General features: G+C 71.0%; 23 protein-coding genes. 15 read left to right on the forward strand and 8 right to left on the reverse strand.

The window, feature by feature from the left end; translation table 11 throughout:
* A partial coding sequence (locus A9977_RS22430; protein WP_183027065.1) for a response regulator occupies positions 1 to 2,899 on the forward strand: 2,899 nt, incomplete at its 5' end.
* On the opposite strand, the gene A9977_RS22435 is transcribed toward A9977_RS22430, so the two are convergent.
* Complete coding sequence (locus A9977_RS22435; RefSeq protein WP_183027066.1) at positions 2,900 to 4,396, reverse strand: deoxyribodipyrimidine photo-lyase; 1,497 nt, start codon at positions 4,394 to 4,396, stop codon at positions 2,900 to 2,902.
* Here A9977_RS22435 and A9977_RS22440 point away from each other — a divergent pair, their 5' ends adjacent.
* The 7 genes from A9977_RS22440 to A9977_RS22470 are packed head-to-tail and all read left to right on the forward strand — an operon-like array spanning position 4,397 to position 9,928.
* Complete coding sequence (locus A9977_RS22440) at positions 4,397 to 4,996, forward strand: YqgE/AlgH family protein (protein ID WP_183027067.1); 600 nt, start codon at positions 4,397 to 4,399, stop codon at positions 4,994 to 4,996.
* The gene (gene ruvX / locus A9977_RS22445; protein WP_183027068.1) at positions 4,993 to 5,439 is read left to right on the forward strand and encodes a Holliday junction resolvase RuvX; all 447 of its coding nucleotides are present in this window, start codon (positions 4,993 to 4,995) and stop codon (positions 5,437 to 5,439) included. Before A9977_RS22440 ends, ruvX begins: the two co-directional genes overlap by 4 nt.
* A complete protein-coding gene (gene pyrR / locus A9977_RS22450) occupies positions 5,436 to 5,939 on the forward strand; it encodes a bifunctional pyr operon transcriptional regulator/uracil phosphoribosyltransferase PyrR (protein ID WP_183027069.1) in 504 nt (167 codons plus the stop codon). The genes ruvX and pyrR overlap by 4 nt, the downstream gene beginning before the upstream one ends.
* Position 5,940: 1 nt before the next feature.
* A complete protein-coding gene (locus A9977_RS22455) occupies positions 5,941 to 6,903 on the forward strand; it encodes an aspartate carbamoyltransferase catalytic subunit (protein WP_183027070.1) in 963 nt (320 codons plus the stop codon).
* Positions 6,900 to 8,174: a dihydroorotase gene (locus A9977_RS22460; protein ID WP_183027071.1), complete on the forward strand. Its 1,275-nt coding sequence runs from the start codon at positions 6,900 to 6,902 to the stop codon at positions 8,172 to 8,174. Before A9977_RS22455 ends, A9977_RS22460 begins: the two co-directional genes overlap by 4 nt.
* 7 nt (positions 8,175 to 8,181) lie before the next feature.
* Positions 8,182 to 8,934 carry a 1-acyl-sn-glycerol-3-phosphate acyltransferase gene (locus A9977_RS22465; protein WP_183027072.1) on the forward strand — a complete coding sequence of 251 codons (753 nt, stop codon included), beginning with the start codon at positions 8,182 to 8,184 and terminating at the stop codon, positions 8,932 to 8,934.
* A gap of 40 nt (positions 8,935 to 8,974) precedes the next feature.
* Positions 8,975 to 9,928: an ornithine cyclodeaminase family protein gene (locus A9977_RS22470; RefSeq protein ID WP_183027073.1), complete on the forward strand. Its 954-nt coding sequence runs from the start codon at positions 8,975 to 8,977 to the stop codon at positions 9,926 to 9,928.
* Positions 9,929 to 10,417: 489 nt separating this feature from the next.
* Here A9977_RS22470 and A9977_RS22475 read toward each other — a convergent pair whose 3' ends face one another.
* Both A9977_RS22475 and A9977_RS22480 read right to left on the reverse strand, forming a co-directional pair.
* Positions 10,418 to 10,753 (reverse strand): hypothetical protein, encoded by a 336-nt coding sequence (locus tag A9977_RS22475; RefSeq protein ID WP_183027074.1) that lies wholly within the window; start codon positions 10,751 to 10,753, stop codon positions 10,418 to 10,420.
* 49 nt (positions 10,754 to 10,802) lie between these two features.
* Positions 10,803 to 11,024 carry a hypothetical protein gene (locus A9977_RS22480; RefSeq protein ID WP_183027075.1) on the reverse strand — a complete coding sequence of 74 codons (222 nt, stop codon included), beginning with the start codon at positions 11,022 to 11,024 and terminating at the stop codon, positions 10,803 to 10,805.
* A 412-nt stretch (positions 11,025 to 11,436) separates the two neighbouring features.
* Here A9977_RS22480 and A9977_RS22485 point away from each other — a divergent pair, with 412 nt between their 5' ends.
* Positions 11,437 to 11,610, forward strand: a complete 174-nt coding sequence (locus A9977_RS22485) for a DUF1508 domain-containing protein (protein WP_183027076.1) — start codon at positions 11,437 to 11,439, stop codon at positions 11,608 to 11,610.
* A 46-nt stretch (positions 11,611 to 11,656) separates the two neighbouring features.
* On the opposite strand, the gene A9977_RS34415 is transcribed toward A9977_RS22485, so the two are convergent.
* Entirely contained in the window at positions 11,657 to 11,782 is a 126-nt protein-coding gene (locus A9977_RS34415) for a hypothetical protein (RefSeq protein WP_259652100.1), read from the reverse strand.
* A gap of 220 nt (positions 11,783 to 12,002) precedes the next feature.
* Between A9977_RS34415 and queE the strand changes: the two genes are divergently transcribed.
* From queE to A9977_RS22515, 6 genes are all read left to right on the forward strand, one after another.
* Complete coding sequence (queE, locus tag A9977_RS22490; protein ID WP_183027077.1) at positions 12,003 to 12,644, forward strand: 7-carboxy-7-deazaguanine synthase; 642 nt, start codon at positions 12,003 to 12,005, stop codon at positions 12,642 to 12,644.
* Positions 12,641 to 13,045 carry a 6-carboxytetrahydropterin synthase gene (locus A9977_RS22495; RefSeq protein ID WP_183027078.1) on the forward strand — a complete coding sequence of 135 codons (405 nt, stop codon included), beginning with the start codon at positions 12,641 to 12,643 and terminating at the stop codon, positions 13,043 to 13,045. The genes queE and A9977_RS22495 overlap by 4 nt, the downstream gene beginning before the upstream one ends.
* 174 nt (positions 13,046 to 13,219) lie before the next feature.
* Complete coding sequence (gene hemP / locus A9977_RS22500; protein ID WP_183027079.1) at positions 13,220 to 13,489, forward strand: hemin uptake protein HemP; 270 nt, start codon at positions 13,220 to 13,222, stop codon at positions 13,487 to 13,489.
* 375 nt (positions 13,490 to 13,864) lie between these two features.
* Positions 13,865 to 15,868 (forward strand): adhesin, encoded by a 2,004-nt coding sequence (locus A9977_RS22505; protein ID WP_183027080.1) that lies wholly within the window; start codon positions 13,865 to 13,867, stop codon positions 15,866 to 15,868.
* A gap of 302 nt (positions 15,869 to 16,170) precedes the next feature.
* On the forward strand, positions 16,171 to 17,916 hold the full coding sequence (locus A9977_RS22510) for an EAL domain-containing protein (RefSeq protein ID WP_183027081.1): 1,746 nt from the start codon (positions 16,171 to 16,173) through the stop codon (positions 17,914 to 17,916).
* A 6-nt stretch (positions 17,917 to 17,922) separates the two neighbouring features.
* Positions 17,923 to 18,141 (forward strand): hypothetical protein, encoded by a 219-nt coding sequence (locus tag A9977_RS22515; RefSeq protein ID WP_183027082.1) that lies wholly within the window; start codon positions 17,923 to 17,925, stop codon positions 18,139 to 18,141.
* 30 nt (positions 18,142 to 18,171) lie between these two features.
* Here the strand turns inward: A9977_RS22515 and A9977_RS22520 are convergent, their stop codons facing one another.
* The 4 genes from A9977_RS22520 to A9977_RS22535 form a co-directional block, all read right to left on the reverse strand.
* On the reverse strand, positions 18,172 to 18,417 hold the full coding sequence (locus tag A9977_RS22520; protein WP_183027083.1) for a hypothetical protein: 246 nt from the start codon (positions 18,415 to 18,417) through the stop codon (positions 18,172 to 18,174).
* 40 nt (positions 18,418 to 18,457) lie between these two features.
* Positions 18,458 to 18,682, reverse strand: a complete 225-nt coding sequence (locus A9977_RS22525) for a hypothetical protein (protein ID WP_183027084.1) — start codon at positions 18,680 to 18,682, stop codon at positions 18,458 to 18,460.
* 101 nt (positions 18,683 to 18,783) lie between these two features.
* Positions 18,784 to 19,536 carry a Crp/Fnr family transcriptional regulator gene (locus A9977_RS22530; protein ID WP_183027085.1) on the reverse strand — a complete coding sequence of 251 codons (753 nt, stop codon included), beginning with the start codon at positions 19,534 to 19,536 and terminating at the stop codon, positions 18,784 to 18,786.
* A gap of 82 nt (positions 19,537 to 19,618) precedes the next feature.
* The gene (locus tag A9977_RS22535; RefSeq protein WP_183027086.1) at positions 19,619 to 21,046 is read right to left on the reverse strand and encodes an EAL domain-containing protein; all 1,428 of its coding nucleotides are present in this window, start codon (positions 21,044 to 21,046) and stop codon (positions 19,619 to 19,621) included.
* Between the last annotated feature and the right edge of the window lie 356 nt (positions 21,047 to 21,402).

Consider the following 21,402-nt stretch of genomic DNA (forward strand, 5'->3'; position numbering starts at 1 on the left):
GGACGCTCCGTCGGAACCGGCCCCCGCGCCCGCGCAGCAGCTGCCGCAGGGCGAGGACATCGATTTCTTCGCGCCGCCGCCGAGCGCGGACGACCCGATCAAGGCGATCGGTCCGCTGCGCATCGGCATCGCGCTCTACAACGTCTACCTCAACGAAGCCGACGAGTGGTCGCGCCAGCTGGCCATCGACGTCGGCGAATGGGCGCTCGAGTCGCACCTGCGCATCGGGGATTCGACCATCGCGCTGGCGCATTCGCTGGCCGGCAGCTCGGCCACGGTCGGCTTCCAGGGCCTGTCGGGCATGGCGCGCCTGTTCGAGGCCGCGCTGCAGCATCTGCAGCGCCAGGGCCGCGGCACGCCCGAGCAGGGCCGGGTGCTGGTCGCCGCCGCCGAAGAAGTGCGGCGCCTGCTGCACCAGTTTGCCGCCGGCTTCCTGCGCGAACCGGTCGACGCCACGCTGCAGGCGCTGCGCGAGGTCGCGGCCTCGCAGCTGTCCTTCGAGGCGCAGGACAGCGGCAACGCGCCGCTCGAGCGGGCGCCGGCGCAGGTCGACGTGTCGCTCGACGATTCGGACGATGGCGTCGACCTGGCCGATGCCATCGACCGCGAACTGTTCCCCATCTTCGAGGACGAGGCGGTCGACCTGCTGCCCACGCTGGGCGCCGCCCTGCGCGACTGGCTGCACCAGCCCGACAGCGACGCGCCGCGCGCCGCCGTGCTGCGCGCGCTGCACACGCTCAAGGGCAGTGCCCGGCTGGCCGGCGCGATGCGCCTGGGCGAACGCGCCCACCGCATGGAGTCCGAGATCGAGTACCTCGGCACGCAGGGCGCGGACCGGGCCTCGGTCGAGGCGCTGCTGGTGCGCTTCGACGCGCTGCAGTCCACCTTCGACCAGCTGCGCAGCGGCCAGGCCGTCGAGCCGGCGCCGGAAGTGCCGGCGGCCGAGCCGGTTGCGGTACCGGCGGCGCCGATCGTGCCGGAACGCCCGGCCGTGCCGGCCGGCCGCGTGGCCAAGCCGCTGCCGTCGCGGCTGACGCCCCTGCGCGGCAGCAGTTCGCAGCAGGCCGTGCGCATCCGCACCCAGCTGCTCGACCGCCTGGTGGCCCAGGCCGGCGAGGTGATCATCACGCGCTCGCGGCTCGAGGTCGAACTGCAGCAGCTGCGCGGGTCGCTCGGCGACCTGACCGGCAACCTCGACCGCCTGCGCCAGCAGTTGCGCGACATCGAGGTGCAGGCCGAGAGCCAGATGCAATCGCGCCTGGCCCAGGCCAAGGATTCGCAGCAGGGCTTCGACCCGCTGGAGTTCGACCGCTTCACGCGGGTGCAGGAACTCACCCGCATGATGGCCGAGTCGGTCAACGACGTGGCCACCGTGCAGCGCACGCTGCAGAAGACGGTGCAGGCCACCGAGGACGACCTGTCGGCCCAGGCGCGCCAGACGCGCGAACTCCAGCGCGGCCTGCTGCGCACGCGCATGGTGGAGTTCGAGGGCATCTCCGACCGCCTCTACCGCGTGGTGCGCCAGGCCTCCAAGGACACCGGCAAGCCGGTGCGCCTGGACATCGTCGGCGGCTCGATCGAGATGGACCGCGGCGTGCTGGAGCGCATGACGCCGGCCTTCGAGCACCTGCTGCGCAACAGCGTGGCCCACGGCATCGAGGACGCCGCCTGGCGCGAGCGCGCCGGCAAGGACGCGACCGGCCTGATCACCATCGCGCTGCAGCACGAAGGCAACGACGTGTCGGTGAGCTTCGGCGACGACGGCGCGGGCCTGGACCTGGCGCGCATCGAGCAGCGCGCGCGGGCGCTGGGCCTGGTCGACGGCCCCGCGGCGCTCACGCCCGAGGCCGCGGCCGAACTGATCTTCCGGCCCGGTTTCTCGACCGCGGCCCAGGTGTCCGAACTGGCCGGCCGCGGCATCGGCATGGACGTGGTGCGGGCCGAGGTGGCGGCGCTGGGCGGGCGCATCGAGACGCTCAGCACGCCGGGCCAGGGCACGCGCTTCAAGCTGGTGCTGCCGCTGACCACCGCGGTGACGCACGTGGTGATGCTGCGCACCGGCAGCACCTCGATCGGCGTGCCCTCCAACCTGGTCGAGCTGGTGCAGCGCGTGGGCCTGGCCGAGCTCGACACGGCCTACGCCGCGCAGCACTACCCCTTCGCCGACGAGGCCGTGCCTTTCTACTGGGGCGGTGCGCTGCTCCAGTCCTCGGCGCGCAGCGAGGCCTCGAGCAGCAAGACCCATTCGGTGATCGTGGTGCGCAGCGCGGCCCAGCGGGTGGCGCTGCACGTGGACGAGGTGCTGGGCAACCAGGAAGTGGTGGTCAAGAACCTCGGTCCGCAGCTGTCGAACCTGCCCGGCATGGCCGGCATCTCGGTGCTGGCCTCGGGCGCGGTGGTGCTGATCTACAACCCGGTGGCGCTCGCGGCGGTGCACGGCGAACGGGCGCGGGCGCTGCAGCACACCGGTGCGCGCGGTGGTGCCACGCCCGTGGTCGAGCCTGCGCTGCCCGAGGCGCCGCTGGTGCTGGTGGTCGACGACTCGATCACCGTGCGGCGCGTCACGCAGCGCATGCTGCAGCGCGAGGGCTACCGCGTCGCGCTGGCGGCCGACGGGCTGCAGGCGCTCGAGCGGCTGCAGGTGGAGCGGCCGGCGGTGGTGCTGTCGGACATCGAGATGCCGCGCATGGACGGCTTCGACCTGGCGCGCAACATCCGCGTCGACCCCGCGCTGGCCGACCTGCCGATCATCATGATCACCTCGCGCATCGCCGAGAAGCACCGCGAGCATGCGGTGCAGCTGGGCGTGAACCACTACCTGGGCAAGCCTTACTCGGAAGAGGAACTGATCCGGCTGGTGCGCAGCTACGCGCAGGTCGAGCCGCCGCCGGCGGCCTGATCAGGCCGCGGCCTTGGCCTTGGGGCCGCGCACCACGCCGTAGCGCTGCAGCGTGCGCTCGCGCGCCTCGGCGTGGTCGACCACCGGCTTCGGGTAGTGCTCGCCCAGCGTCAGGCCGGCGGCCGCGAGCTCGACCGGCGAGGCGGTCCAGGGGGCGTGGATCACCTTGTTCGACAGGCCGGCGAGCTGCGGCAGGTAGCGCCGGATGAACTTGCCTTCGGGATCGAAGCGCTCGCTCTGCGTGACCGGGTTGAAGATGCGGAAGTAGGGTTGCGCGTCGCAGCCGCTCGAGCTGGCCCACTGCCAGCCGCCGTTGTTCGACGACAGCTCGAAGTCGTTGAGGTGCTGGGCGAAATAGGCCTCGCCGCGGCGCCAGTCCAGGCCCAGGTCCTTGCACAGGAAGCTCGCCACCACCATGCGCAGCCGGTTGTGCATGTAGCCGCTCTGGTTGATCTGCGCCATGGCCGCGTCGACCAGCGGGTAGCCGGTGCGGCCCTCGCACCAGGCGGCGAACAGGCCGTCGGCATGCTTGCCGTGGTGCCAGATGATCTTGTCGTACTCGGGCCGGAAGCTCTTGCCCTCGGCCACCTGCGGGTTGTGCACCAGCACCTGGAAGTAGAAATCGCGCCAGATCAGCTCGCTGAGCCAGGTGGCGGCGCCCGCGTTGCCCTGCAGCGCGAGTTGGTGCGCCACGCCCGCCAGGCCGCGGATCGACACCGTGCCGAAGCGCAGGTGCACGCCCAGGTAGCTGGGGCCGCGCACCGCCGGGTAGTTGCGGGCCTCGTCGTAGCGGTCGATGCGGTCGAAGAAATCCTCGAACAGCGCGGCGCCGCCCTGGGCGCCGGTGGGGATCTCGAGCGAGGACAGGTTGGTCGCCTCGAAGCCGATCTCGGCCAGTGTGGGCACCGGCGCGTCGTGGCGCGCGGGCGGCGGGATCAGCGCATCGGCATAGCCGCGCGAGGGGTAGGCCTTGAGGTAGAAGGCATCCACCTTGGCCAGCCAGGCCCGCTTGTAGGGCGTGAACACGGTATAGGGCTGGCCGGTCTTGGTCAGCAGCTCGTCGCGCTCGAACACCGCCTGGTCCTTGGCCGTCACGAAGGTGATGCCGGCATTGGCCAGCGCGCCGAACACCCGCGCGTCGCGCGCCATGGCCTCCGGTTCGTAGTCGCGGTTGGCGAACACGGCCTGCACGTCGAGCGTGTGCGCCAGGTCGGGAATCTCCTCCTCGGCCACCGCATGGCGCACGATCAGGCCGCCGCCCAGGGTGCGCAGCTCGGTGTCGAGCGCGACCAGCGACTCGCGGATGAACTCGACCCGGCGGTCGGAGCGCGGCAGCGGCTCGAGCAGAGGCTTGTCGAGAACGAACACGCACAGCACCTCGCGGCAGGTGCGCAGCGCCTGCCAGAGGGCGGCGTTGTCGTCCACGCGCAGGTCCCGACGGAACCACACGAGACCCTTGGGATAGATTTTGTCGACGGCCAGTAAAATCGGAGGCATATGTCTTCCGATTCTGCCCCGATGAACCTCACGCATCATTTCCTGATCGCGATGCCGGGGCTGGAGGACCAGGTCTTCAACCGCAGCGTCGTCTACCTGTGCGAGCACAGCGCGCGCGGCGCGCTGGGCCTGGTGATCAACAAGCCCAGCGACATCAACCTCAAGGTGCTGTTCGAGAAGATCGAGCTGCACCTGTCGCGCCCCGAGCTGGGCGAGGCGCCGGTGTTCCAGGGCGGCCCGGTCCAGACCGAGCGCGGCTTCGTGCTGCACGAGCCGGTCTTCGCCGATGCCGACAAGCCCGAGGAATCGGTCTACGCCTCGACCATGAGCATCCCCGGCGGGCTGGAAATGACCACTTCGAAGGACGTGCTGGAGGCGCTGGCCACCGGTGCCGGCCCGCGCAAGGTGCTGGTGTCGCTCGGCTATTCGGCCTGGGGCGAGGGCCAGCTCGAGAGCGAACTGGCCGAGAACAGCTGGCTCACCGTGGGCGCCGACCCGGCCGTGATCTTCGACACGCCGATCGCCGAGCGCTACGACCGCGCCCTGATGCTGCTGGGACTCGAGGCCTGGACCCTGTCGCCCGATGCGGGGCACGCATGAACGCTGAGGCCGCACCGGCGCCCGCCGCCGGCCTGGCGGTTGCGGCCCCGGTGCCCGCGCATTTCCAGAGCTTCCTGGCCTTCGACTATGGCCAGAAGCGCACCGGCGTCGCCACCGGCAACCGGCTGCTGCGCAGCGCCTCGCCGCAGGCCACCATCAAGGCCGAGGGCGACGCGCGCTTCGTGCAGGTGGCGGCCCGGATCAAGGAGTGGCAGCCCGACGCGCTGGTGATCGGCGTGCCCTTCCATCCCGATGGCGCGGCCCACGACAACACGCGCGCGGCGCAGAAGTTCGCGCGCCAGCTGCGCGGGCGCTTCAACCTGCCGGTCTACGAGGTCGACGAGCGCTACAGCACGACCGAGGCGCTGTCCTCGGGGGCGCGCGACGCCGACGCGGCATCGGCCTGCATCATCCTCGAGCAGTTCCTCAGGAATCTCCCTTGACCGCCATCCCCGAAGCCGAGGCGCTGTACGGCGAGCTGCTGCGCGGCGTCCAGGCCTTGCTGCGGCCGCAGACCCGGCTGGTCGGCATCACCTCGGGCGGCGCCTGGCTGGTCGAGCGGCTGCAGCAGGACCTGGGCCTGGCCGGCCTGGCCGGCGCGCCCGGCGTGATCTCCTCGGCCCTGCACCGCGACGACTTCGCGCGCCGCGGCCTGTCGGCCAGCGCGCAGACCGCGCTGCCCTTCGACGTCGACGGCGCCGACGTGCTGCTGCTCGACGACGTGCTCTACACCGGCCGCACCCTGCGCGCGGTGCTCAACGAACTCTTCGACTTCGGCCGCCCGACCTGCGTGCGGCTGGCGGTGCTGGTCGACCGCGGCGGGCGCGAGCTGCCGGTGGCGGCGGACTTCGCGGCCGCGCGGCTCACGCTGGCCCCCACGCAGTCGCTGGCGCTCGCGCGCAGCGAGGCGGGCATCTTCAGCTTCGACCTCAAGGAATCCTGAAGTGCTCTACAAGCGCAACCCGCAGCTCAACAAGCACGGCGAGCTGATCCACCTGCTGTCGATCGAAGGCCTGCCCAGGAGCATCCTCACGCACATCCTCGACACCGCCGCCCATTTCACCAGCGTGAGCGACCGCGAGGTCAAGAAGGTGCCCCTGCTGCGCGGCAAGAGCGTGTTCAACCTGTTCTTCGAGAACAGCACGCGCACCCGCACCACCTTCGAGATCGCGGCCAAGCGGCTGTCGGCCGACGTGCTCAACCTCGACATCGCGCGCTCGTCGGCGAGCAAGGGCGAGTCGCTGCTCGACACCATCGCCAACCTGTCGGCGATGGCGGCCGACATCTTCGTCGTGCGCCACAGCGAGTCGGGCGCGCCCTACCTGATCGCGCAGCATGTCGCGCCGCATGTGCACGTGGTGAATGCCGGCGACGGCCGCCACGCGCACCCGACGCAGGGGCTGCTCGACATGTTCACGATCCGCCACTACAAGAAGGACTTCGCCAACCTCACGGTCGCGATCGTGGGCGACGTGCTGCACTCGCGCGTGGCGCGTTCGGACATCCATGCGCTCACCACGCTGGGCTGCGCCGAGGTGCGCGTGGTCGGCCCCAAGACGCTGGTGCCCGCCGACATGGCCGGCATGGGCGTGCGCGTGTGCCACACGCTCGAGGAAGGCATCAAGGACTGCGACGTGGTCATCATGCTGCGGCTGCAGAACGAGCGCATGAGCGGCGCGCTGCTGCCCTCCAGCCAGGAGTTCTTCAAGACCTACGGCCTCACGCCCGAGAAGCTGCAATTGGCCAAGCCCGACTGCATCGTGATGCACCCGGGCCCGATCAACCGCGGCGTCGAGATCGACTCGGCCGTGGTCGACGGCCGGCAGAGCGTGATCCTGCCGCAGGTCACTTTCGGGATCGCGGTGCGGATGGCGGTCATGAGCATCGTGGCGGGCAACGAATCATGAACGTCCTCATTTCGAATGGCCGCGTCGTCGATCCGGCCTCCGGCCTCGACCAGGTGGCCGATGTCGCCATCGCGGACGGCAGGATCCTCTCCCTCGGCGCCACGCCCGCCGGCTTCCAGGCCGAGCGCACGCTCGACGCCGCGGGCTGCATCGTCGCCCCCGGCCTGGTCGACCTGGCCGCGCGCTTGCGCGAGCCCGGCCACGAGCACGAGGGCATGCTCGACAGCGAGATGGCCGCGGCCGTGGCCGGCGGCGTGACCAGCCTGGTCTGCCCGCCCGACACCGACCCGGTGCTGGACGAACCCGGCCTGGTCGAGATGCTCACCTTCCGCGCCGAGAAGCTGCGGCGCGCGCGGCTGTTCCCGCTGGGCGCGGTCACGCGCGGCCTGGCCGGCGAGGTGCTGACCGAGATGGTGGCGCTGACCGAGGCCGGCTGTGTCGGCTTCAGCCAGGCCGACGTGCCGCTGGCCAGCACCCAGGTGCTGCAGCGCGCGCTGTCCTATGCCGCGACCTTCGGCTACACCGTGTGGCTTCGGCCGCAGGACCGCGACCTGGGCCAGGGCGTGGCGGCCAGCGGCGCGCTGGCCACGCGGCTGGGCCTGTCCGGCGTGCCGGTGGCGGCCGAGACCATCGCGCTGTTCACCATCTTCGAGCTCATGAAGAGCAGCGGTGCGCGCGTGCACCTGTGTCGGCTGTCGAGCGCGGCTGGCGTGGCGCTGGTGCGCGCGGCCAAGGCCGAGGGCCTGCCCCTGAGCTGCGACGTCAGCATCAACTCGCTGCACCTGACCGAGAACGACATCGGCTACTTCGACAGCCGCGCCCGCTTGAACCCGCCGCTGCGCCAGCAGCGCGACCGCGATGCGCTCTCGTCCGGACTGGCCGACGGCACCATCGACGCGCTGGTGTCCGACCACACGCCGGTCGAGGCCGATGCCAAGACCCTGCCCTTCGCCGAGAGCGAGCCCGGCGCGACCGGGCTCGAGCTGCTGCTGCCGCTGGCGCTGCAGTGGGGCGAGCAGAGCGGCGCGGGCCTGATGCGCGCGCTCGAGGTGGTGAGCGCCGCGCCGGCGCGGCGCATCGGCGCGCCCGGCATCGGCCGCCTCGCAGCGGGCGGCCCGGCCGACCTCTGCGTGATCGATCCGTCACTCGAATGGCAGGTGCAGCCCGACGCGCTGCGCAGCCAGGGCAAGCACACGCCCTTCGCCGGCTATGCGATGCGCGGGCAGGCCCGCTTCACGCTGGTCGGCGGCCGGATCGTGCATTCGACCTGAGGCCGCCATGCGATCGCTCACCGCCTGCTGGAAACTGCTGCGCGCCATCGGGCATGCGCTGGGCGGCTGGTGGACCATCCGTTTCGTGTTCCCTAAGCTCACGCCCGACCAGCGCAACCTGCGGGTGCAGCAATGGGCCGCGCGCATGCTCGAACTGATGGGCGTGCGGCTGGTGGTCGAGGGCACGGTGCCGTCCCATGGGCCGCTGCTGCTGGTCTGCAACCACCTGTCGTGGCTGGACATCGTGACCATCCATGCGGCGCGCCATGTGCGCTTCGTGTCGAAGGCCAGCGTGCACCGCTGGCCGCTGATCGGCCGGCTGGCCACCGGCGCGGGCACGCTCTACATCGAGCGCGAGAACCGCCGCGACGCGCTGCGGGTGGTGCACCACATGACCGAGGCGCTGCGCGACGGCGACCTGATCGCGGTCTTCCCCGAGGGCACCACCAGTGACGGCCGCGGCGTGCTGCCCTTCCATGCCAACCTGTTGCAGGCGGCCATCGTCTCGGGCGCGCCGGTGCAGCCGGCGGCGCTGCGCTTCGTCGACGACGCCACCGGCGCCCTCAGCCAGGCCCCGCGCTACATCGACGACGACAGCCTGGCGGCCTCGCTGTGGAACACGCTCAGGGCGCCGCCGCTGCGCGCCATCGTGCATTTCGGCGAGCCGCAGCCGTCGACCGGGCGCGACCGGCGCCGCTGGGCCGAGTCGCTGCATGCCGACGTGATCGCGCTGCGCGACGCGATGCCGCCGGAGCGCTGACGCGCGGCCGTCCCTCCGCAACCAAGCCGGGAGATCCCCCATGCGTTTCATCGATGCCGCCGCCACGCGCGAGGCCCTGCCCTTCGAGCGGCTGGTGCCGGCGCTGGCCACCCTGTTCGCCGCCGGCTGCGAGGTGCCGCCGCGCCATGTGCACGCGCTGCCAGCGGCCGAAGGCGGCAGCGGCGGCACGGTGCTGATCATGCCGGCCTGGCAGGCCGGCGCCTACCTCGGCATCAAGACCGTCGCCATCTTCCCCGGCAACGCGGCGCGCGGGCTGCCGGGCCTGCACTCGACCTACGTGCTCTACGACGCGCAGACCGGCGCGCCGCTGGCGCAGATCGACGGCGACGAGATCACCTCGCGCCGCACCGCGGCCGCCTCGGCGCTGGCCGCCTCCTACCTGGCGCCGACCGACGCCCGCTCGCTGCTGGTGGTCGGCGCGGGGCGCGTGGCCGAGCTGCTGCCCGCGGCCTACCGCGCCGTGCGGCCGCTGGAGACGGTGAAGGTCTGGGCCCGCAACGGCGTCCAATCGGCGGCCTTGGTCGAGCGCCTGCGCGCGCAAGGCATCGATGCCGAGGCCGCGGTCGACCTGCCCACGGCCGTGGCGCAGGCCGACATCGTGAGCTGTGCCACGCTGGCCACGGCACCGGTGGTGCAGGGCGCCTGGCTGGCGCCTCATGCCCATCTCGACCTGATCGGCAGCTTCACGCCGGCCATGCGCGAGGCCGACGACGCCTGCTTCGGCGGCGGCGCGCGGCTCTATGTCGACACGCCCGAGGCGCTGCAGAAGAGCGGCGAACTGCTGGGCCCGATGGCGCGCGGCGTCTTTGCCGCCACGGACGTCGCGGGCACGCTGGCCGATCTGGCACGCGGCACGGTCTCCGGGCGTGGCGACGGGGAAGGTCGCACCGTCTTCAAGTCGGTGGGCACGGCCCTCGAGGACCTCGCCGCGGCGGTGCTGGTCTACGAGCAGACCGGTGGCCGCACGCCCTAGCCAGGCGCAAAAAAAGCGCCCCGAAGGGCGCTGTGGAACGGCGCCTTTCGGGCGCCGCGAGGAGGATCCAGCCGTTGGATGCAAATGGGCTCAGAGAATTCCAAAAATCTTCAGGGCAATGATCGCCACCACGGGCACGCCGCACAGCCAAAGGATGATGCTCTTCATGACTTTCTCCGAACTTGTTTGAGTAAGGCTTCAGCCTAGAGGCTGGCCATGCGCCGGCCCTGCGGGAGAAGGCAAGCCGATCGCGTGGTCCGCTGCCTACATCCGGGCGCCCTCAGCGCGCGGTGGCGAAGGGAAGTTCCCAGTCCGCGGTCGCCGCGTCGGCCGGGATCGCCAGCGTGAAGATGGCCGCCGCGGCAAGCGAGGCGAGGACGGTGGCGAGGAAGGTGGTCATGGGCGCAAGCTTCGCGTCCCGGGGCCGCGCGCACTGTCAGCGCAAAGCCATCGCGCATGAGCGACGCGAGCGCATCCCGCGCCCCGCGCTCAGCGCCGGGCCGGTGGCCGCAGCGCGGGGTCGGGCAGGGCCGGGCGGCTCGCGTCCTGGATGCCAGGCGCCTCGATCTCGACCGGCACCGCGATGTCCATGACGGCGGGCTCGACCGTGGTGGTCTCCACCCATTCGGTGGGGGCGCGGTCCGGCTCGAAACCGCTGGCCAGTGCGCCGATGGCGCAGACCAGTGCCAGGGCGAACCAGGCGCCGCCGATCTTCCAGCGCGAGGGCACGACGCCGTGGATGCGAAACCACTGCGGACGCGCCGCGCTCACGACCATCCCGAGGATGCAGAACTGCCCCGCCAGCGCGAACAGCAGGCCCTTCATCGGCAGGGACGTGTCGGATGCATCGCGCAGCCTGTTCGCCGGGTGCGGCTCAGTCGCAACGGAAGCGAACGGTCCCCGGCGCTGCGCCAGGGAGCTCGAGCAGGCGGATCGGGTCGCCCGTGGTGCGGCAGAAACGCTCGGCCTCTTCCGGGCTGTGCGCCTGCAGCACGCCGTCGCCTAGGCGGGTCACGCCCGTGGGCGCCGGCATGGCGCAGCCGGACAGGGTCGACAGCGACAGCAGGGACGACAGGAGCAGGGCGAGGATTTTCATCGGGCGGGGAGCGGGGCGGGGAAGGGCGGCAACAGGGGCCGGCCGATCGGACCCATTCTGCCGCAGCCGCCGCCTCGATCCTTGCTGCAGATGGTTACGTTTTTTTGCGTCTGTGGCACCGACAAGTCCCTGCACACTGCATCCAAATCAGGCGCTCATGCGTAAAGAACGACACGGACGGAACCGGTTTCAGCGGGCAGCGGCATCAGCCGAATGCTGACGGCCCTGGCCGATGCCCCGCGGTCGAATCTGTCTGTTCGGCACAGCCTTGCGTTTCCAGCTTCTTCCGGAGCAGGGCACGCAGGGCGCCGACGCATTGAACCAAAGGGAGGGCGCGCCTGGAAGCACCGGGCCGCCTGTTGTCGAGAAGCGGTGCCCGCAGCGCGGGCATATGGATCTACGGAGTGATCAATTGGAGTTTTTTGTTGCAGAAGAGGCCCCCGGACAGTTCAGCTGGGGGCTGAGGGATGCCGAGGGCGTGGTGGTGGCGAAGAGCGCGGCCACCTTCCCCGACCGGGAGGCCGCGACGGCCGCCATGGTCAGCGTCGCGGGCGCCCTGCCCGGCGCGGCGGTCGAGGACGAGTGAGTGGGCTGACGCCCGTGCGTGGAGGGTCGGGGCCGGTCGGCCGCGGCTACCAGAACTTCCACCAGGGGCGCGTCTGCTGCCTGACCGTGGCGGGCCGTGTGTCCAGCGTCTCGGCGCTGGCGAGCGTGACGCCGCTGCGCTGCCGCAGCTCGGTCTCCAGGGTGTGGGCCACCCCGCGGGCTGTCTTTTCACCTCTCAGGGCTCTCTGGCGCCATTCCTGCGCGTGAAGCGCCAAGTCATCGTCACTCAATTCACTTATCACTGTCATCAGGCCATTGTGCCGTGTGCGTCGACGGCGGTCGCGCGCACGGGATTTCCGGGCCGGCGGACCCTGCCGTAGGATCCGCGCATCAGGGACTCGAACAGGGCGGGTGCGATCCGCACTCGGCGCCATGACATACAGCGTGAAAGAAATCTTCTACACCTTGCAAGGCGAGGGATTGCGGGCCGGACGGCCCGCGGTCTTCTGCCGCTTTGCAGGGTGCAATCTGTGGACCGGCCGTGAGGAAGACCGCGCCAGCGCGACCTGCCGGTTCTGCGACACCGATTTCGTGGGCACGGACGGAACCCTGGGCGGGCAGTTCGCCCGGGCCGCGGCCCTGGCCGACCGGATCATGGCCCAGTGGCCGGCCGGGCAGGAGCACCGGTATGTGGTCCTGACCGGCGGCGAGCCGCTGCTGCAGGTGGACGCCGCCTTGATCGATGCGCTGCACGCCCATCGCTTCGAGATTGCGGTCGAGACCAACGGGACCGTCTCCGCGCCGCCGGGCCTGGACTGGATCTGCGTGAGTCCGAAGGCCGGCGCCGGCTGGGTTCAGCGCCAGGGCCACGAACTCAAGCTGGTCTATCCGCAGCCCGGCCTGCTGCCCGGCGATGTCGCGGCGGTGGCGGATCTCGATTTCGACCACCGGCTGCTCCAGCCCATGGATGGGCCCCTCCAGCGCCAGAACACGCGGGCGGCGATCGCGTATTGCCAGGCCCATCCCGAATGGCGGCTGTCGGTGCAGACGCACAAGGTGCTGGACATCCGATGAACACCGCTTCTCCCTTCGACGGCACCCGCTGCGAGCTGTCGCAGCGCTTCTTCTTCGATGCCGCCCACACGCTGCACCGCGCCTTGGAAACCGAGGGCAGCCGGCGCATCCACGGCCACACCTACGAAGCCGAGATCACGATCACCGGGGTGCCCGACGCAGCCACGGGCATGCTGGCGGATCTGGGCCTGGTGCGCCAGGAAGTGGCGCGCGTGCGCGAGCTGCTCGACCATCGCTTCCTCGACGAGATTCCCGACCTGGGGCCGGCGACGCTGGAGAACCTCTGCAACTTCATCCGGCGCCATCTCCAGCCCACGCTCCCCCTGTTGAGCGCGGTCACGATCGAGCGCCGCGCGAGCGGCGACAAGTGCGTGCTGCGCTGGCGCCCCGGGCGAGACTGAGGGATCGGGATGTGCGGCTGGCAAGGCCGGGGCATCCCTTGGATAAATTCAAATGAGAATCAATCGTATTTGAGGTTATACTGGGGCCATGCTGCTGGATCCGGTGCCTCGCTTTCCTCGAAGGGCGGCCGAAGGACCAGCCTCCGATTGATGATCAACGAAGGATCGATCCCCATGCAGACCGCCCTGTCCCACAGCAGCACCCCGACCCTGCGCGTGCGCCGCCGCATCACCGCCGCTTCCATCGCCGCGCCGGCCTCGAGCGTGCAGGCGCATGCACCGGCGGCGCCCGAAGCGCCGCGCTTCGACGATGCGGCGCTGGTCGTGTCCAGCCTGGACAGCCACGCGCTGCTGCGGGGCCACAAGACCGTCCAGATCGCGCACAACGGCTTCGTGTACACGCTGCAGGCCACCAAGCTCGGCAAGCTGATCCTCACCAAATAGGTCAGGCTTCATCGCGGGGCGCCGGGCGCCCCACGGTCTCCAGGCCGCGCTGACCGGGGCCGGATGGAACGTCTCCCCCCCGGTCCGCGTCGGGGCTGAGGCATCGGGTCGCATGCATCCCCCTGCTGGCAGCCCCAAAAAGTTTCCTGAATGTGAACGGGTTCACTGGATCGCCAAAATGGTGCGTCCGTCATAGATGTATCGAGATGTACATTCATTTCGAGCACCCCCGGTGCCCTGGGGGCGTACCCACGATGGCACAGCGCTCCCCGTACAACAACCTCGGAGCCAATCTTGCCCTCTCACCTTCGCCTTCCGCGGTCGCACCGCCCGCTTCTCGTCCGCACCCTCGTCGCCACCCTCGTCGCCACCGCCATGGGCGGTGCCCTGGCCCAGCCGGTCGTCGTCAATGTGGGCGCCGGCGCCATTGCGCAGGGCAGCACGGAGGCCATCAATGGCGGACAGGTCTTCGACATCCGGGCCGCTGCCGAGACGGCGATCCAGACGGCGCAAGGGACCGCCGACTACGCCTCGGCCATCGCGCAAGCGGCCAACGTGGCTTCCAACGGCGCACAGCAGAGCGCCAACGCCGCCGCCAACGTGGCCAGTACCGCGCTGGGGGTCGGAAACAACGCGATGAATGCGGCGGGCAACGCGCAGGGGACCGCGGATGCCGCGGTGGCTGCCGCGGGCGCCGCGCAGAACACGGCCAATGCGGCTTCGACGGCTGCCAGCGCGGCTCAGAACACCGCGAGCGCGGCGCAGGGCACGGCCAACAGTGCCTTGAGCCAGGCGGGCGCGGCCAGCACTGCCGCAGGCCTCGCCCAGAACGCCGCCAGCAATGCGAGCAACCTGGCCGGCCTCGCGCTGGGTGTGGCCAATTCGGCGAACAACACCGCCAACAATGCCCAGAATGCCGCGGACCTGGCTTCCACCGCCGCCGGCGCCGCGCACGACGCTGCCAACAACGCCGCGAGCGCCGCCCAGACGGCCCAGAATACTGCCTACGTTGCACAGGACACGGCCAATGGCGCGCTCGGCCTGGCCGGCGCCGCCAACAGCGCGGCCAACAGTGCCCAGCAAAGCGCCAACGCCGCCAACGCCGTCGCCAGCACGGCCCTGGGCGTGGGCAACGCGGCGCAGAACGCCGCCAACAACGCGCAAGGCACGGCCAATGCCGGCGTGAGCGCGGCCGCCGCGGCGCAAGGCACGGCCAACACCGCACTGGGCGCAGCCGGTGCCGCGCAGACCACGGCCAACAACGCCGTGGGCGCAGCCGCCACGGCGCAGGGCACGGCCAACACCGCGCTCGGGGCCGCCAATGCAGCACAGACCACGGCCAACGCCGGCGTGAGCGCGGCTGCAGCGGCGCAAGGCACGGCCAATACCGCGCTCGGCGCCGCCCAGACCGCCCAGGTCTCGGCCGACGCGGCCCAGACCACGGCCAACGACGCGCAGCGCCTGGGCCAGAACTCGGCCCAGTACGCCGCCGGTGGCACCCAGCTCCAGCTCAACGCCAACGGCGGTGCGGGCTCGACCATCACCAACGTGCGCGCCGGCGTCGGCGCGACCGACGCGGCCAACTTCGGCCAGGTGCAGCAGGCGCAGCAGGCGGCCGTGGTGACGGCCAACGGCTTCACGAGCCAGCAGGTCAGCGCCTTGCAGGAGGTCATGAACCGGGCCTTCGACAACGGCCTGTGCAGCTTCAGCAACGGCAACGTGACCTGCGGCACCGGCAGCAAGGCCACCGGCACGGGCGCGACCGTGCTCGGCCCCAATGCGGTCGCCAACGGCGACGACACGACGGCGATCGGCAATGGCGCGCAGGCCAGCTTCGCCGGCTCGGTGGCGATCGGCGCCGGTGCGCGGGCGCTGGCGGACCCGACCACGGCCGTGGGCAACAACGCCATCGCCGCGGGCAACGACTCGGTGGCGCTGGGTGCCAACACGCTGGCCAGCGGCGCCAATTCGGTCGCCCTGGGCCAGGGCTCGGTGGCGACGCGAGACAACTCGGTGTCGGTGGGCAACGCCGCCACGGGCTTCACGCGCAATATCACCAACGTGGCGCCGGGCGTGTTGCCGACGGATGCGGTGAACCTGGAGCAGGCGCAGCAGCTCAACGCCGCAACGCTCGGCGAGGCGCGCAAGTTCGCCGCCCGCGGCGTGGCCGCGGCCATGGCCAGCGCCGATGCGCCGATGCCCTCGGCACCGGGCAAGACCAGCTGGGCCACCCAGGCGGCCAGCTACAAGGGCGAGGCCGCGATCGGCGCCAGCCTCATGCACCGCCTGACCACCGACATCCCCTTGGCCATCTCCGCCGGTGTGGCCGGCGGCAACGGTTCGGTCGGTGTGCGCATCGGCCTGAAAGGCGAGTTCTAAGCAACGACGACGCCATGTCCGGAAAGGACGGGTGGCCTGGCGGCCGTCCCGTCCTGCCCGACAGGCCACGCCAGCGCGCCCAGCCATCGCCCTGGCCGGGCGCTCCGCGCGTGGCAGGTCTTCTTTCTTGAACCGTGCGCCAGGATGAACCCGCCGTGCCTGCGAGCGAACAACCCTTCCGGCCGCCGAACCGTTCGCCGATGCCGCCCCTGTCGGACGACAACGCTGCAGGCGTGAAGGCGGCCTCTCCATGATCCCGTACCCCCTCGTCCATCCGCGCCAGGCCGCCGGCCTCGATCCCGATGCCTGACGGGAGGCGGCCCGTCCGGCCCAGCGCCTCGCGCAGGCTCGCGGCGGCGTGGTCGCGCCTGCGGCAGGCCGCGCCGGTGCCGCTCTTCATGGCCTGCCTGCTGCTCTTTCTGGCCTGCATGGGAGGCGCCGCCTGGCTGGCCTCGCAGCAGGGCCTGCAGCGCGCGGAGCGGCGCGCGGCCGAACTCGCCGCCAGCGTGCTCGGCGGCGCCGAGAGCATCGGCGCGCAGATCGACGAGGCCATGGCGCGCGGCAGCCGAGGCATCGGGAGCGCCGCGCATTGCGACGGCGCCGACATCCCGCGCCTGCAGGCCATCCATGCGCGCTACAGCTACGTCGGTGCCATGGCGCGCCTGGACCCGGACGGCGACCGCATCCTGTGCTCGACCTTCGGCCCCGAGGCGGACGGGATGCGGCTGGGGCCGGCCGACGACGTGATCCGCCGCGGAACCCGGCGGGTGCACCGGCGCGTGACGATGCCGGCGGTCGACGGCGCCGAGTACTTCGTGGTGTCCGACGGCACCCTGGCCGTGTTCGTGCACCGCAGCGTGGCCACGACGATCCTGGCCACCCTGCAGGACGCGTCCCTGGGCGCCTATGTCCGGGATGGCGGCCCGGTGCTGTTCAGCCGCGGCAGCTTCGACCTGGCGGCGCTCAAGGTCCTGGCGCACGACGGCGCGTCGGCCGCCTTCGACGGCCATCGCCTGCTGGGACTCGGCGCTTCGCCGAATTCGGAGTACGTCGCGTTCATCGAGCTGCCCGCGGCCCGGGTGCAGGCCAGCATCGACGACGCCCGGGCCTCGCTGCTGCCGCTGGGTGCGGTGCTGGGCCTGTCGCTCTCGCTGCTGCTGTTCGTGTCGTACCGCAGCCTCAGTTCGGTCGCCGCCTCGCTGGCCCGCGCGCTCCACACCGACCGCGTCTACATGGAGTACCAGCCGATCGTCGACCTGCGCACCGGGCGCTGCATCGGTGCCGAAGCGCTGGTGCGCTGGCGGCATGGCGGCGGGCTGGTGCCGCCCCAGCGCTTCATCGTCGCGGCCGAGCGCGCCGGCATCATGCCGCTGGTGACGCGCCGCATCGTCCAGCTGGTCGCGCTGGACATGGCCGAACTGCTGCGCGCGCATCCGGCGCTGCACGTGAGCATCAACTTCTCGGCCACGGACCTGCGCTCGACCGAGGCGGTGGAGCTGCTCACCGGCCTGTTGCGGGTGACGGGCCTGCCCGCCGCCAGCTTCTGGATCGAGATCACCGAGACCAGCTTCGAGGAGAACGTGAGCCAGATCATCGATCGGATCCGCGCGCTGGGCTTCCGGGTGGCCATCGACGACTTCGGCACCGGTTACGCCAACCTCGGCACCCTGGCCAGCATCGAGGTGGACCTGCTGAAGATCGATCGCCGTTTCGTGCAGTCCGCAACCCAGGCCGGCCAGGGCTCGGAAGTGGCGACCGCCATCATCGGACTGGCCCGGTCGCTGGACCTGGACATGGTGGCGGAAGGCGTGGAGACGCAGGCCCAGGCCGACTTCCTGGTCGCCAGCGGCGTCCAGTTCGCGCAGGGCTGGCTGTTCGGGCGGCCGGCGTCGGTGGATGCGCTGCGCGCCTTCATCGCACGCGAGCATGGCGGCCGGTCCCTGTCGACGGGGCGCGGCTTCGGGGAAGCCCGCGGTGCCATGGCCGGACGACGACGCGACGTGCGGCCGGTACGGGCGCGACCCGCGTTCGAACACGAGGCCGGTTGAGACGGCATGCACTGGCTCGGCGTTCGCACGGCGCAAGGCGACTGGACCTGGGTCTTGCGCGGCGCCGACGGCGCGGCGGTGGCGCACAGCACGCGCCGCTTCGGCTCCGAAGCGCAGGCCCTGAGCGACGCCGCCGTCGTACGCGAACAGCTGCAGAGCGCGCGGATCGAGAGCGCCGACTTCCTCCCCATCGCGCCGCTGCGCACCGCGCAGGGAGATCGCTGAGCCCGCGGCCTGGGCGCCGGGCCTGTCGCGCTAGCGCGAGGGCAAGGGCGGGGCGGCCTCCCGCGGATGGCCGCTCTCGCACGGCCGTTGCCCCTGGTGCCACACGGTGGCGCCGATGCGCAGCAGGGCCTCGGTCTCCTGCGCGTAGCTTTCGCACGAACTGTCGAGCCGCTCGATGAGGTCCGCGATCACCCTGACCGCCTCGCTCGGCTTCATCAGGCCCTCACCGTGATCGGCGATGGTCACGATGTTCAGGATGCGGTCGCGGTGGTCCATCTCAGGCGCGGGCCGTGGCGTCATGCGGGGGCGATGCCGTCTATTCGGCGCGCGCGGCATCGGGGGTCTCGAGCCGGTGGGTGAACGCCCGCTGGCGGTGGGCGACCATGATCTCCGTGACCTCGCGCTTGGAGGCCAGGAAGCTCTCGCCACAGTGCGTGCAGTGGTAGGCCCTCAGGCCCGGCAGCAGCCGCATCCAGGGGCTGCGTTCCAGGCGTTCGAGCGACGGTGGGCGGCAGGCGCACCCTGCCTTCAGGATCTTCATGCTTCAACAAACCTCATACGAATCAGAAACGGGGCGTGCGCGCGGCTGCGGCACGGGAAAAGGAGGAGGGCGGCGTCGGCGGGGCAGGGCGATGGTCATCGTCAGTCCTTGCGCGGCTTCTTCAGGAAATCGATCTCGAAGCCCGGCTCGACCGGCGGCGGGTTTTTCCTCGCGGGGGCCGGCGCCTCCGGCAGCGCGCTGCCGAAGTCGGTCGATGCGAAGCTGGGCGGGACATGGACGCCCTGCTCGTCCTTGGTGACGAGGCCGCGGTTCTCCAGGTCCTTCATGGTCTTGTTCACCATCTCGCGCGAGATGCCGGCGTACGAGGCGATCAGGGCCTGCGTGATGCGCTTGTCGTAACCGCCGTTCTCGGACGGGGCCAGCTGCGTCAGTTCGTGCAGCACCCGGCTCACGAGCTTCTCGACCGACGAGGTGGTGACGCGGCGCAGCTGCGTGCGCAGGATGCCGATGCGCCGCGACTCGTGCTCCAGCAGGCCGACCAGCAGATCCGGGTACTTGGCGCACAGCATGCGGACATGCCGCAGCGGGATGGCATAGACCACGGTCGGCAGCGCCGCGATGACCGTGGCCGGACTTTCGAATTCGTCATGGCGCAGCGAGGGCGGCATGAAGAACTCGTCCGGCCGGATGAAATCCGTGGTGACTTCCTCGTGGTTCCCCTGGCCCTGCAGCGCCACCCGCAGCAGGCCGGTGGCGACGCAGAAGATGCTCTGCGACCGCTGCCCGCTGACCAGCAGGTACTGGTTGCGCTTGTAGGAGCGGACATCCACGACCTTCTTCAGATCGTCTCGCTCGAACTGGGGCAGGCCGGAAGTCAGTGGGTGCAGGTACATGCGTGTTGCAGCAGTGCGCGTTCCGGTGACAAAACTTCGTTCTTTTCGAGCGCGGCCCGCGGGGCCGGTCCCGAACGCCTGGTTAGAAGGAATGGGTCCTCGATCGGTCGGACGGGCCCGTCTCGCGCCGCATCGACGCGCTGGCGGTGGCGCGCACGGCGGGCGCTGTCGATGCGACGCCGCGCCGCACCGGCGCCGGGTGTCGCGCGGGCGCCTGGGCACCACCGAGGTAGCAGCCTTGCAGCCACTGCGCACCCGCGCGCATCGCCACGTGCAGATCGGCCTCCCGATCGATGCCGTCGACCACCGTTCGCCGGGCGAGGCGCGCGCAAAGCGCCAGCATGTCCTTCAGGCTCTCGAAGCCGAAGGGGTTCTCGCCGGCTCTGCGCACGAAGGCCGCCTCCAGCTTGACGATGTCCGGCTTGCACGCCTGCACGAAGGTCAGGCCGGCCACGCCGGAGCCGAAGGCGTCCATGGCGATCCGGCATCCGTAGGCCGCCAGGCAGCGGCAGAAGTCCCGCACCGCCTCGGCGTCCTGCAGCGGGGCCCGCGCGCAATCGACCTCGACCACCAGCCGCCTGGCCAGCAGCGGCTCGCGCGAGAGGCGCTCCAGGAACAGCGCCCACCAATGGTCGAGCCGCGCGCTGTGCGCCGACAGGTTCAAGCCCATGTTCGCGCCGGGACGCTGGCGCAGGGTGTCGAGCACCTGATGGGCGACGCAGCGATCGAAGGCGCGCGTCAGCCGCAGGCGCTCGAGGCACGGCAGGTAGGTGCCGGGCGCCAGGAAGCTGTGGTGCTCCGGCGTCGGAGGCACATGCACGCAGCTCTCGCGATAGAGCGTGGCGCCGCCGGCATGGGCATCCACGACGGCTTGCCACCGGGTCTGCAGCCGCCCGGTGCGCGCGGCCTCCCATACCCGAACGGCGATCGCCATGTCGGCGCGATAGCCGGCGCGCCAATCTTCGGCGCGCACGTCGTCGAGGGACGGCGACTGCTGCGCCGCCCACAGGATCAGGTCGATCTCGGTCGCATCGAGGGTCCGCGGGTCGGAGACTTCGATCCAGCCGGCATGCAGCTCGGGCAGGGCGACCAGGCCGTCGAAGCACACGGGCTCGGCGGAGATTTCCGACAGCAGGTGCTCGATGTCCTCGCTCACGCGCGGCGAGCCGACGCAGGGCCCGCCCGCTTCGGCGTCGTGCGACCAGAGCAGGAAGCAGTCGTCGCGAATCTGGACGACCCGAGGGCCGACCGTCGCCATGGCGAGCGCCCTCAGCCGGTGGCCGACTTCCTGGCTGACCGCCTCGGCCAGGCCTTCGCTGAACGCCTGCGCCAGATGCGGGGCATTGCCGATGAAGACGAAGACGCATCGGCAGGGGGTGGCCATCGAGTCGACCCATGCGTCGGCCGGGTGCGGGACCGCGACGGCGTCCTGGCCAGTCCCGGGCGCCCGCGCCGGCCCGTACCGGCGCAGGCCGTCATCCGGCGCTGCTCGCTCTTCGGTGGATTCCATGGGGTAGGCATTCATCGCATGGCTGTCTCGGTGGGGCATGGCGGCATGGGTGGGACCGTTCGCTGACCTTTTTTCCTGGCGGGCAGTGCACCTCCGCTCGCCATGGCAAGAGGCTGAGGGAAGAGGGTGGAGTGGGTCTTCCGCGCCGGGCAGGTGCCCGGAGCGCGGAACACCGCCCGCCGTTTCAAGGATGCAGCCCATTCCTCTGGCACCCGCCCCGGCGCGGGGCATGCATCTGAAAGGCGGTGGAATTCATCGGCGGCGCGCTCGAAACGGGAGCAGTGAACAAGCAATGGATAGTAGGAACTATTTCATTTTGTTGCACTCGGAAATGTTTCTAGTTTGTGTCCTAGATC

The organism is Variovorax sp. UMC13, assembly GCF_014170375.1.
GTDB lineage: Bacteria > Pseudomonadota > Gammaproteobacteria > Burkholderiales > Burkholderiaceae_C > Variovorax.